The organism is Marivita sp. S2033 (assembly GCF_046592965.1).
GTDB lineage: Bacteria > Pseudomonadota > Alphaproteobacteria > Rhodobacterales > Rhodobacteraceae > Marivita.
In genome coordinates this window covers 218006-229663 of sequence record NZ_JBISBV010000001.1, presented here as the reverse complement: position 1 = coordinate 229663, position 11658 = coordinate 218006, and the positions used below count along the sequence as shown (strand labels likewise).

General features: G+C 59.5%; 9 protein-coding genes. All 9 read right to left on the bottom strand.

The window, feature by feature from the left end; all coding sequences use genetic code 11:
* Positions 1–9: 9 nt before the first annotated feature.
* Entirely contained in the window at positions 10–687 is a 678-nt protein-coding gene (locus ACGKZZ_RS01100) for a D-lyxose/D-mannose family sugar isomerase (RefSeq protein WP_411221586.1), read from the bottom strand.
* 110 nt (positions 688–797) lie between these two features.
* The gene (hslU, locus tag ACGKZZ_RS01095) at positions 798–2108 is read right to left on the bottom strand and encodes an ATP-dependent protease ATPase subunit HslU (protein ID WP_411221585.1); all 1311 of its coding nucleotides are present in this window, start codon (positions 2106–2108) and stop codon (positions 798–800) included.
* Positions 2109–2143: 35 nt separating this feature from the next.
* The gene (gene hslV / locus ACGKZZ_RS01090) at positions 2144–2701 is read right to left on the bottom strand and encodes an ATP-dependent protease subunit HslV (RefSeq protein WP_411221584.1); all 558 of its coding nucleotides are present in this window, start codon (positions 2699–2701) and stop codon (positions 2144–2146) included.
* Positions 2702–2816: 115 nt separating this feature from the next.
* Positions 2817–3137: a thioredoxin gene (gene trxA, locus ACGKZZ_RS01085; RefSeq protein ID WP_411221583.1), complete on the bottom strand. Its 321-nt coding sequence runs from the start codon at positions 3135–3137 to the stop codon at positions 2817–2819.
* Between the two features lie 48 nt (positions 3138–3185).
* Positions 3186–6581, bottom strand: a complete 3396-nt coding sequence (gene addA / locus ACGKZZ_RS01080; RefSeq protein ID WP_411221582.1) for a double-strand break repair helicase AddA — start codon at positions 6579–6581, stop codon at positions 3186–3188.
* Positions 6578–9523: a double-strand break repair protein AddB gene (addB, locus tag ACGKZZ_RS01075; RefSeq protein ID WP_411221581.1), complete on the bottom strand. Its 2946-nt coding sequence runs from the start codon at positions 9521–9523 to the stop codon at positions 6578–6580. The genes addA and addB overlap by 4 nt, the downstream gene beginning before the upstream one ends.
* Entirely contained in the window at positions 9516–10196 is a 681-nt protein-coding gene (locus ACGKZZ_RS01070; RefSeq protein ID WP_411221580.1) for a nucleotidyltransferase family protein, read from the bottom strand. Before ACGKZZ_RS01070 ends, addB begins: the two co-directional genes overlap by 8 nt.
* The gene (locus tag ACGKZZ_RS01065) at positions 10181–11164 is read right to left on the bottom strand and encodes an aminoglycoside phosphotransferase family protein (protein ID WP_411221579.1); all 984 of its coding nucleotides are present in this window, start codon (positions 11162–11164) and stop codon (positions 10181–10183) included. The genes ACGKZZ_RS01070 and ACGKZZ_RS01065 overlap by 16 nt, the downstream gene beginning before the upstream one ends.
* A complete protein-coding gene (gene tsaE / locus ACGKZZ_RS01060; RefSeq protein WP_411221578.1) occupies positions 11161–11634 on the bottom strand; it encodes a tRNA (adenosine(37)-N6)-threonylcarbamoyltransferase complex ATPase subunit type 1 TsaE in 474 nt (157 codons plus the stop codon). Before tsaE ends, ACGKZZ_RS01065 begins: the two co-directional genes overlap by 4 nt.
* Positions 11635–11658: the final 24 nt, after the last annotated feature.

The following is an 11658-nucleotide window of genomic DNA, read 5'->3' as shown; positions in this document are numbered from 1 at the left end:
CGTCTTACGTCACAGATACGTGTCGTAATCCGACACCAACAGATGCAACGGTGGCTCGTCCTCGTCGATGTTGGAAAACCGCCCGATGGGTTGTTCGAATATATTGTCGGTCAGATCGTCATTCACAGTCGAAACCTCGCCAATCAAGACATCTTCGTCTTCGGCCCAGAACGCGTGCCATATATTCGGGAACAACGTCACGGATTCACCGAGATCAAGCTTGAGACGCCCACCTGCGGGAAGACTGCGCGATGTGCCGTCAACCATCACCTGCACCTCTGCCGAACGGTCGATCTCGCCCGAGCGATCAGCCATGTAAAGTTCAAGCACCAGTGTGCCGCCGCCGCGGTTGATGATGTCCTCGACCTTGAGGTCGTGCCGATGCATCGGGCTAAGCTGATCGCGCTGTGAAATCATAATTTTCTCGGCATAGACCATAGCGCTTTCCTTGCCGAGATCGCTGGTGAGCCCGTTTCGAACGGTAAACAGAAACAGGCCCATCTCGTCGAAGCGCTCGGCACCGTAATCGGTAATGTCCCACCCCATGCGCCGTGCCTTGATCCATGTATGATCGCGGGCGCGCAACGCATCCGGGGACAGATAGGCAAATGGCGGCAGCGTGTAGCCGAAGGAGCGAATGAAGGCATCGCCTTCGCGCAGGATGTCGTTGATGCGGGATCGTTTCATAAGCGCCTCTTGCGAGTTGTTGGCGCTCACATATCCAGAAACAGGCCCGCCGGGAAGTGTTAGGATGCCTCCGGCGGGAGTATTCTGAAAAAAGAGAAACTGGACCGCGCCTAGAGAACATATCTGCTCAAATCCGTGGATCTCGTCAATTCGCCCAGATGTTGCTCCACGAAGTCCGCGTCGACGGTGACGCTTTCGCCGGATTTGTCGGGTGCTTCAAAGCTCAGCTCTTCGAAAACGCGCTCCATGACGGTGTACAAACGCCGTGCACCGATGTTTTCGATGCTCTGGTTTACGTCCGCCGCGATCTTGGCCAAGGCGGCGATTCCGTCCTCGGTGAAGGTCACGGTCACCTCTTCTGTCGCCATGAGCGCGGTGTATTGCAGCGTCAGCGCATTGTCGGTTTCGGTCAGGATGCGCACGAAATCCTCTTCGGTGAGGGCGCGCAGGTTGACCCGGATCGGCAGGCGACCCTGGAGTTCGGGCAGGAGGTCTGATGGTTTGGCAATGTGGAATGCGCCGGATGCGATGAACAGGATATGGTCGGTTTTCACCGGTCCATGCTTGGTGCTGACAGTGGTGCCTTCGATCAGCGGCAGCAAATCCCGTTGCACACCCTCGCGGCTGACATCACCGCCACGGGTTTCCTGGCGGGCAGCGACCTTGTCGATTTCGTCAAGAAAAACGATGCCGTTCTGTTCAACCGCCTCGAGCGCGGCTTCCTTGACCTGTTCATCGTCCAGCAGCTTGTCGGCCTCTTCGGCGATCAGGATGTCATAGCTTTCGGCCACGGTAAGGCGCTTGCGCGTGGTGCGCCCGCTGAACGCCTTGCCGAACAGATCACCAAGATTCATCATGCCAGCACCGCCCATGCCCGGCTGGCCGGGGATGTCCATTGTCGGGAACGGGCTGGATGTGTCCTGAAGTTCGAGTTCGATGATGGTGTCATCGAGAAGGCCATCCTTGAGCTTCTTGCGAAACATCTCGCGCGTGCCTTCGCGGGCACCCTCACCGGCAATTGCTTCGATCACGCGTTCTTCGGCGGCCTCGTGTGCCTTGGCTTTCACATCCTCACGCATGTGATCGCGGGTCATGGCAATGGCGGCGTCCATCAGGTCGCGGATGATCTGTTCAACGTCGCGCCCGACATATCCCACTTCGGTAAACTTGGTCGCTTCGACCTTGAGGAAGGGCGCGCGGGCGAGTTTGGCGAGGCGGCGGCTGATCTCGGTTTTGCCAACGCCGGTCGGGCCGATCATCAGAATATTCTTGGGGTACACCTCATCGCGCAGATCATCGCTTAATTGCTTGCGTCGCCAGCGGTTGCGCAGCGCAACGGCAACAGCTCGTTTGGCGTCTTTCTGGCCGATGATGAAACGGTCCAGTTCAGAGACGATTTCGCGCGGAGTGAGGTCGGTCATATGGGATTTCCTTTTCGGAACCGGGCGTAGTCGATTCAGGCCTCGATGGTTTCGACGGTCAGATTGCCATTGGTGTAGACACAAATGTCGGCAGCAATCGCCATCGCGCGGCGTGCCACTTCTTCTGCGTCAAGATCGCCCTCCATCAGAGCGCGTCCGGCAGCCAGTGCATAATTGCCGCCCGATCCGATGGCGGTCACATCATGCTCGGGCTCGAGCACATCTCCCGCGCCGGTGATGACGTACAGATCCTTGCCGTCGGTGACGATAAGCATCGCTTCGAGCTTTTGGAGATATTTGTCGGTACGCCAGTCTTTCGCCAACTCGACGCTGGCTCTCTGAAGTTGACCAGGCGTCGCCTCGAGCTTCGTCTCCAACCGTTCGAGCAATGTGAACGCATCCGCGGTCGAGCCTGCGAACCCGGCGACGACATCGTACCCGCCGGGAGAAATCCGCCGCACCTTGCGCGCGGTGCCCTTGATCACCGTCTGCCCGAGGCTGACTTGCCCGTCGCCTGCGATCACGACCTTGCCGCCTTTGCGAACGCCGATGATCGTGGTGCCGTGCCAGCCGGGAAACTCGTTGTCAGCCATGGATTGTCCTTCTCGCGTTTGATGTCGATATGGGCCGAAGAGGCAGGTCACACAACCCCGCAACGCGAAACGCCCGGCAGTGACGGCCGGGCGTTTGCGAAACGAGAGGGGAGCCTCAGATGCTTTCGTCGATCCAGCCCTTGAGAGCCGCCTTTGGCGCAGCACCGGTGCGGTTGGAGACGATCTGTCCGTCTTTGAAGATGAAGAGCGACGGGATCCCGCGCACACCCATCGCCGCGGCGGTGTTGGGATTGTTGTCGACATCGACCTTGGCGATCTTGATGGTATCGCCATATTCGGCGGCAAGCTCTTCGAGGGCCGGGCCGATCTGTTTGCAGGGGCCACACCATTCGGCCCAAAAATCGACAACAACTGGAACGCTTGAATTTTTCACTTCGGCATCGAAAGTGTCATCGGTGACGGCGACTGTGGACATCTGGTCTCTCCTTGCGGTTCTGGCGCATGTGTGGGTCGATCTAGAAGACTAGGTATCCTGCGCAGGGGCGTCAAGATGGCGTGCCCTCACGAGAGCTTGTGCCGTCAGGGTTTCGGACAACGGCATATAGATGGCGGTGCGGGTCCAGAGAATGCCGATTTCGATTGGAGTGTCGGGATAGATTTCGCCCAGCATCGCGCGATAGGCGCCCATTTGGCGCAGCAAACCCTCAGGCGTTTCGCTTTCGTTTTTCGGAACCGTGCGGTTGGTCTTGAAGTCGACAGCAGTGATTTTGTCAGTGCCGACAACCAGCCGGTCGATAATGCCATGCAGCACCGTGTCCGGAAGAGCGGCGATGGAAGCGGTGATCGGCACCTCGGCCAGGGCATGCTCTGCGAAAAAGCGCGACAGGTCCGGTTGTTCCAGAACGGTCAAAACCTCGCCGATCATGTCCTCTGCAAGCGAATGGCCATTCAGCAATTTTTGCGCAACCGTCTGGCGATCCGGCTCTGTCACCTGCGGCAAGATTTCCAAGAGCAGATGGATCAGCGTGCCGCGTTCCTTCGCAAGATCGCTCAGATCTCCGTCTGCACCGGGGAGAGCCTTCGCACCGCCCAGGTCGGAGGGGCTGATTGCCGCTTTCGTCTCGGGCGCTTCCGTTAGCGAGCGGGTAAAGAGCTCGGGCAGCTCAACCTCCGACGCAAGGTTCTCCTCTTGGGAAGCACCGCCTTCCTCGGGCCAGTCCAGGTGTTCGAGTCGGAGACCTTTTTTCGGACCGTCATCGCCGAAGCTGAAGTCATGCTCGAGTCCTCCGACCGTTTCCAGTGTCGCTTTCACACGGTCATGCCACGCGTCCGCGTTCTTGTCCGGCGTTCCAGCGGCCGCAACGACAAGCCAGCGTTCGGCCCGAGTCAGAGCCACATATAGAAGACGGTCGCGCTCTTGCTCCTCGGCATCGCGCGCGCGATCCACGGCGATGCGCTGATAGGTGGCACGTGTCTTGTCGGATCCACGCCAGTGGGTCTTGCCCTCTGCCGTGACAAAGATCTCGCGACTGGATTGCGAGCGCTTCTTGTGTGTATCGGGGAGAATGACGATCGGTGCTTCCAAACCCTTGGCACCATGAATTGTCATCACCCGAATGCGCGATCCGGCGCCATCCACGGTGCGCTTGATCTCGATGTCATCGGTTTCCATCCAGTGCAGAAAGCCGGTCAAGCTGGGAATGTCGGTCTGCTCATACGCCAAGGCCTGATTGAGCAGCGCATCGATCCCGTCTTCGGCCTCTTCTCCCAGACGCCCGATCAGTTTCTGGCGGCCCTTGTGGCGGATAAGAATGCGCTCCAATAGGTCGTAGGGGCGCAGGAAATCCAGTTGACTGCGCAGATCATCGAGAACCTCCATCGCACCGGCAAAATCGTCTCTACGACGGCGTAACTCCTCCCAGAGATGGGGCGACTTTCGGCGATGGGCGAGATCGAAGATCGCCTGTTCGTCAAAACCGAACAACGGCGAGCGAAGGGCTGAGGCGAGAGACAAGCTTTCTTCGGGGGTTGCCAGAAAGGCCAAAAGCGCCCGCAAATCCTGCACCGCCAATTCGGCCATGACCTTGAGCTTGTCAGCTCCGGCGATCGGCAGGCCGAGCGTCTTGCAGCTTTTGAGAATCTCGTGAAACAGGGGGCCGCGACTGCGTACGAGGATCAGGAAATCGCCAGCGTGAACCGCGCGGGCCTTGATTGATCCGTCTGGGTTTTTGCCGACTGGCAACGCGGTGCCGTCTTTCAAGGTTGTGTCGATAAAGCGCGCGATGCGCTGGGCGAGGATGACGTTGTGATGCGTCGGGCTGACCCGATCCACTGGGGAATCCCAAGGCAGATCATCGTCATCCTCGTCCGGCTTTTCGATTAGCGGCCACAGATCAACCCGGCCCGGCAATGTGTCGTGAAACGAGATATGGCTCTGATCGGGCAGAAAACCGGCCTTGTCGCGCCCTTTGAAAAGCTCATCGACCACACGCAGGATCGGAACGGAAGAGCGGAAGGAATAGCTGAGTTGGCCGTCCTGAAGCGGAGCGTCGGTTGCTTTCATCTGATCGCCAAACGCCGCGCGCATGTGATCGAATTCCTGCGGGTCGGCGCCCTGAAACGAATAGATCGACTGTTTCTTGTCTCCGACCACGAAAATGGTGCGCTGCATCCCGGTGCGCGCTCCTTCACCCGATGTGAATTCGCGGGCGAGCTGGTTGATGACATCCCATTGCGCCGGGCTCGTGTCCTGCGCCTCGTCGACCAGAATATGGTCGATGCTGCCATCGAGGCGATAGAGAACCCATTCTGCCTGTTTGGTGTCTGTCAAAAGCGCACGGGTGCGGGAGATCAGATCATCAAAATCAAGCCAACCTCGCGCCTGTTTCGTCTCTTCATAGCGCCTCAGAAACGCGCTGGCGAAGCGGTGGAGAGTTGCGTCGCGATGAACCGCATCCACCGCCAGACGCAACTCGCGAGCCGCTTCGACCCGGAGAATCAGGGCATCAAGCGTGTCCATCGCATGCGCCAAGGCTCCGGTTTGCAGTTTTTTCGTCGGAATAGAGCCTGTTTTGGCTGCGCCATCCGCCTTGAGCAGAACAGATTCAAGCGTCTTGAGCGCTGCGAGATCAGCTTGTTTGACCGTATGAAACGCCCGACCCAGCTTTTGATCCATTGCGCTGCTGGCCAGGAGATCAGGCACTAGCTCGGCCAGAAACGCAATTTCGCCTCCAAGAAAGACACTCTTCAAAACGTCGTCGTTGGTTGTACCGTCCTCTATCCCGTATCGGTGATACAGGTCACGGTGGTTGAGCGATGGTACAAACCCGTCACGGTCGCCGACGATCTTGTCGGCCAAGGTGTGAAGCGGGTTGTTGGATGCGATGCGGGCGATCTCGGCGATCAAACCGGCATCCGGGCCTTGGGCCATCCCGTCGAGGATATGCTCTCTGAGCAATTGCGCGGCGCGGTCGTCGATTTCCTGAAACTGCGGACTGACCCCAGCCTCGAGCGGAAACCGGCGCAAGATTGAGGCGCAAAACGCATGGATGGTCTGGATACGCAGTCCGCCGGGAGTTTCAATCGCGCGCGCGAACAATGTTCTGGCGCGTGCCAGAAATTCGCGGTCAAGCGCGTCAGGCGCTTCGCCGAGTTCCATCAGTTCCTGGCGTAGGCTCGCATCGTCCAGCATGGCCCATTCGCCCAACCGTTTGAACAGCCGGTTTTGCATCTCGCTCGCGGCGGCGTTGGTGAAGGTCAGGCACAGGATGTGTTCCGGCTGGGCATTGCCCAGCAACAACCGTGCAACGCGGTCCGTCAAGACGCGGGTCTTGCCCGACCCGGCATTGGCACCAAGCCATGTCGAGGCAGAGGGATCTGCGGCGCGCACTTGTGCTTCGGTGGCATCATCGCGGATCATTTCAGAAATACCTTTCGCGCCGCGTCAGAGACATCCCATTCGCCAAACCGCGACAGCTGGTCGAAATCAGAGCCAAAGGCGTCTTTGTGCATCTTGTTGCGGGCGGTGTAGCCGGTGTCGGGATCGCGGTATGCCTCGATCAGTTTGTGCAACATCGCCAATGTGCGCTCGGGCGGACATTCGTTCAGAGGCGCAGGCACCTCCTTGCCGTCACCGGACAATGAAATATAGCGGGCGTCCGCGACGCTGCGTGGGCGCAGGCTTTCAAAACCGCCTTCGCAAATCAGAGCGGCGGTGACAAGCAATTGGACATCGAACAACATTTGTTGGTCTTTGGTCGGTGCAGAGCCTGTTTTGTAGTCGTACACGAGCGCTTCGCCGTGCTCGTTCATGTCGATCCGATCGGCCTTGGCGGTGACGCGAAAAGGTGGCTTGGCGATGTCCATCCAGCCCTTTTGCTCGAACAGAACAGGCCGTGAAGCCGTGCGTCGGGCCAGTTCATTTTCAACAAACCACCGCGCCACCTTTTCGATCCGCACCCGCCACTGAATGCGATCGGCCGGCCACGGCACCTTTGCGTCAAGCACGTCGCGCGCAATCTTCAGCAAATCGTCTTCTGTTATCAAATCAACGTTATTGGCCGAATTAGAGACGAATTCCTCGAACACTTTATGGATCACCGTGCCGCGATGCATCGGGTTGGGGGCGTGCTGGATTGGGTGAAGCTGGTGAAGCCGCAAAACCTTGGAGGCGTAGATCGCATAAGGATCGCGGATCAGTTTCTCGATATTGGTGACGGATAGCTCGGTCGGTCGCGCAATCACGGGCGGCACGGGCGATGGGCGCGGCGCGCGTGGCGCGTGGATCGGAGTTTCCAGTGCCCGACCCAGATCAAGCCACCGCTGCCCGCGTTCCGCAATTCGCGCAAGCGCGTCCGGTCCACCCGTTTGTGGCAATCCCCGCATCAGGTTCGTCAGCCGGTTGAGCCAGCGCGACGGCACGGTTTCGGCATCCTCGGATCGCTCTGCCCTGCTGAGCCAGACCTCCTTGGCACCGATGGCCTGCTGGAAATCGTGCGCGGACAATCCGATGCGCCGTTCAGGCAGCAGCAATCCGGCTTGCTGCCGCATCCGACGATTGAGCCACGGATCGGCAGGCGGCGCATCCGGCCAGGAGTGTTCGTTCAATCCGCCAAGAATGACCAGGTCAGCTCCCATCACGCGCGCCTCGATGGTGCCCCAGATGAGAATGTGAGGGTGCGGTGCATCGCGGTCGCGCACCTCCTTGCCGCGCAGGATACCATCGACCAGATCGGCATAATCGCGCGCCGACATGACCCCTCCGAACGCCGCGTTTTCGCTCAGCTCGTCAAACGCTTCCCGGCAGGTTTTCCCGGCCTCCTTTGCCCAAAGCTCCGAAGAATCGGTGCTGCACGATCCGGCACAAATTGCCTCGGCCTGAGTGATATGGTGCTGAATGTGGTCGGCCAGATGTCGCTTGCCGGTTTCAGCAGGAGTGAGAAGACAGGAGTTGATCCATTCCAACCAATCGCGCGCATCGTCGGCTTTTTTCCAAGCTTGCAGCTGTTGCAGATCGGGATATGGCACGCCGGTCTTGCGTATGAACAGTTCCAGTTCCGAGGTCCAAAGGCGATGCTGGCCACGTTCGGCCCCGATATGACACAGCGGATGTTTCAGAATCGTCAGCAATGCCTCGGCGGTTGGCCCGTTGGTGCGCAGTTGCGCGATGTGGCGGAGCAAGCGGCCGGGCGCGGTCAGTTGCGCAGGCGTGCCGGCGCTATCGTCAGGAAGGATGTTCCACCGGTCCAGCAGCGCGCTGACCCGACGGGTCAGCATCCGGTCGGGCGTGATCAAAGCCGCGGTCGTCCCGTCCTCGGCAGCTTGGCGCAATCGCAACGCGATGGCGCGGGCTTCATCGCGGGGCGATGGCGCATTGAGTAACGTCAGAGACTGGATCGCTCGCGAAAATGGCGGCAAATCCGGACCGTCCGATAGCCATTGATCCGTCACCGGAGCGGGCCGCATGGCCAACGAGACAAGCGCGTTTCGCGCCGGATTCGGCGGCGGCGTGCTGGTCCATTGCGCCACGGCCCTGTGATCGAGGTGAAGCGTGTCCATCAAGCGCGCAAACCGGAATTGCGGATGATCTTCGCCCTGCATCGCGTCGCTGTTGCGCAGGTTGTCGCGCAACACGTTCCAGACCGCGCCCGGCATGTCGAAGTCGAAACCCGGCAAGATCACCGCGCCTTGGGGAAGATGCGCAACTGCGCACATCAATTGAAACGCTGTTCCGCGCGATCCGGTAGAGCCGGCAACGATCATCGGATGCTGCGGCGGCGCGGTGCGCCAACGCTCCAATTTCAGGGCCAACGCCAGGCGATTGACCGTTGCAGCGTCCGGCGCATCGGATCGGGGGTCAAAATAACGGGTGACGATTTGCAAAAACCGTTGGGCGCGTTCCCAGTGGCCGGATTGATCGCTCACGTCCAACGCCGCGATGGTGTCGGGCGAGACACCCTCGGCCTGCATCTCGTCAAGCAATGCGCCAAGGCTTTGCGCCAGATCGTAGATCGCGGCCCTCGGCGCAAGGCTCGGGTCGGCGTCGATCAGGCGGGCGACCAGTTCGGACAGCTCAAGCTGGCGACGCAAGGCAGGAACGGCCGCGGGAAGCAAAGCCGTATCGAGTGGGTCGGCGAGGTTGGTCAAAAGCCGGATTCGCGGAAGGAACCCAGCACCCTCGGCATCAAACACCGCTTCGATCCGCCGCTGCATCCGGCGGGTGTTGAGGATCAATTCAACCCGTGCCATCGCGTCGGGCGGTTGACCCGCAAGCCGTCGCTTCAGACCCCGCACAAGCTCTTGAGCGAAATCAGCGCCTGGCGGCAGGCCGAAGATCCGGGCCGTTTCGGTCGAGTCAAACATCAGAATATCCCAGCATGGTCTCGGCCAATGCGATGCCACCCGGATGCCCGACGTCACACCATGTGCCCGGATAGACGATGCCGTGCAACTGGTTTGCGTCGATCAGGTTTTGCCAGACCTCTTTCAGCGAAAACACGGATTCGCCCATGTCAGAGACGATATCGGTGCTAATGATCTGCAAACCGGAATAGATTGTCTCCGTTCCCCAGACCGAGGTTCCATCCTCGCGAATGTCCAGATCGCCGCTGCCGTTGTGGCCTATGGCATTGTCTTTCGGAATACACAAAAGCAGCGCCTGCATGTCGTCGCGCCACGCATCCTGAAGCATCATCAGGGGATTTGGGCCGGTCCAGACCGCATCCGTGTTCATGGTAAACACGGTTTCGGCCTTCAACACGGGAAGCGCCGCTTTCAACCCGCCGCCGGTATCGAGGATCTCGGGGGATTCTACCAGCACTTGAACATCGCTGTGCGCGAAATGATCAACAATCTGGTCAGCCTTGTAATGCGCATTCACAACGACCGTGTTCAACTTCGCGGCACGCACGATTTCCATCGCATGTGCGATCAGCGGCTTGCCGGCGACGGTCACAAGCGGTTTTGGTCGATCGCGCGTCAAATCGCCCATCCGCGTACCGAATCCGGCGGCAAAAAGCATCACGGCGTCTGGCATAGGTCTTGTACCTTTCTCAGGCGGCTCACTGTCGGTTCCGGGAACATGCTGTCGATCAGCGGCGCCAATGTCGCGCTGGCGGGTGCCCTGAGGCTGGTCTGGATGTGGCCCCAGACGCGCGGGATCAGGGTCAGGTAATTCGGCTTGCCATTTTCAATCGCCAATCTGGTGAAAACGCCAAGGATGCGCAGGTTTCGCTGCAAGCCAAGTAGGTGAAATAGGGGTAAAACCTCCTGTTCCGCGCGGCCCGATCTTGTCAGATAATAGGTCAAGGTCGCGTCTGTACAGGTTCGCGACACGTCGCGTCGGGCGTCCTGGAGCATCGAGACCAGATCGTAAACCGGCGGACCGGCAAGCGCATCCTGAAAGTCCAGAAGACCAACGCGCCTCACACCAGCGCGGTCTGGAAGCCAGATCATGTTTTCAGCATGATAGTCTCTCAGCAGCAGGATCGTGTCTCTTGGAACGAGTGTTTCGAGCAGGTCAGTCAGTCGCGCTGTGAGGTCTGCCGCATTGCGTTCTTGCGTCCCGCCAAAGGCAGGAATGTAATGCGCGATCGCCGGTTCGATCATTTGGCCAAGAACGACTGGCGTTGCGGTCTGCACCCCGTCCGGCACATGCGCTGCTCCCAGATGAACCAGTACATCAGTTGCCGCGCGGTAAAGCGTGGGTTCGAGGCCGGGCGCTTCCGTGATGATCCTTGCAAATTGCGCGTCGCCGAAATCCTCCAGAAGCATCAGGCCGGGCGCATGTGCAATGATCTCGGGCGCGGACAATCCGACACGACAAAGATGTGCCGCGATCTGCGCGAAACGGCCGGTGTCGTCTTGCGGGTCAATCATCAGGATCGCGCGGTCCGGGCCTGAGCAGAGCCTGATATACTGTCGCGACGAAGCGTCCCCCGCGAGCGGCATCTGCTGCGCCTTCTCCCAGCCGTGAGCGTGCAAAAACGTGGATGTCCGCGTCATGCGATCGCCTTGGTGACCGGTGCCAGCCATTTCTCATCGCTCCAACAAAGCGTGATCCTGCGGCTATCGTCTCCGTGAAGATCATCAAAGTGGATGTGCAGCGCATCGGGCGGCGTCAGATCGTCCAGGCGATCAGGCCATTCAATCAGGCATATCGCCGTTTGAAATGCATCCAGTAAACCGAGTTCTATGATCTGGTCAGCTTGCGCCAGTCGGTAAAGATCCGCATGCCAAACCTCGCCTTCGGGCAAATCGTAGGTTTGCACGAGCGTGAAGGTCGGAGAGGGCACGTCTTCGGGTACAGCCAAGCGCGACTGGATCAGCGCTCGGGCGAAGTGGCTTTTGCCTGCTCCGATGCCGCCCGACAGCAAAATGCAATCACCCGGAACCAGAGACGTGCCAAGCTGCTCTGCAAGTTGCGCAGTCTCGTCTGGAGAATGGGAGGTATAGGCTGCGCGATGATCCGTCATGCCGCGCAATCTACCTGCCCGGCC

Coding starts and splice junctions, on each gene's coding strand:
- ACGKZZ_RS01100 (WP_411221586.1), bottom strand. CDS start 687: ATGAAACGATCCCGCATCAACGACATCCTGCGCGAAGGCGATGCCTTC.
- hslU (WP_411221585.1), bottom strand. CDS start 2,108: ATGACCGACCTCACTCCGCGCGAAATCGTCTCTGAACTGGACCGTTTC.
- hslV (WP_411221584.1), bottom strand. CDS start 2,701: ATGGCTGACAACGAGTTTCCCGGCTGGCACGGCACCACGATCATCGGC.
- trxA (WP_411221583.1), bottom strand. CDS start 3,137: ATGTCCACAGTCGCCGTCACCGATGACACTTTCGATGCCGAAGTGAAA.
- addA (WP_411221582.1), bottom strand. CDS start 6,581: ATGATCCGCGATGATGCCACCGAAGCACAAGTGCGCGCCGCAGATCCC.
- addB (WP_411221581.1), bottom strand. CDS start 9,523: ATGTTTGACTCGACCGAAACGGCCCGGATCTTCGGCCTGCCGCCAGGC.
- ACGKZZ_RS01070 (WP_411221580.1), bottom strand. CDS start 10,196: ATGCCAGACGCCGTGATGCTTTTTGCCGCCGGATTCGGTACGCGGATG.
- ACGKZZ_RS01065 (WP_411221579.1), bottom strand. CDS start 11,164: ATGACGCGGACATCCACGTTTTTGCACGCTCACGGCTGGGAGAAGGCG.
- tsaE (WP_411221578.1), bottom strand. CDS start 11,634: ATGACGGATCATCGCGCAGCCTATACCTCCCATTCTCCAGACGAGACT.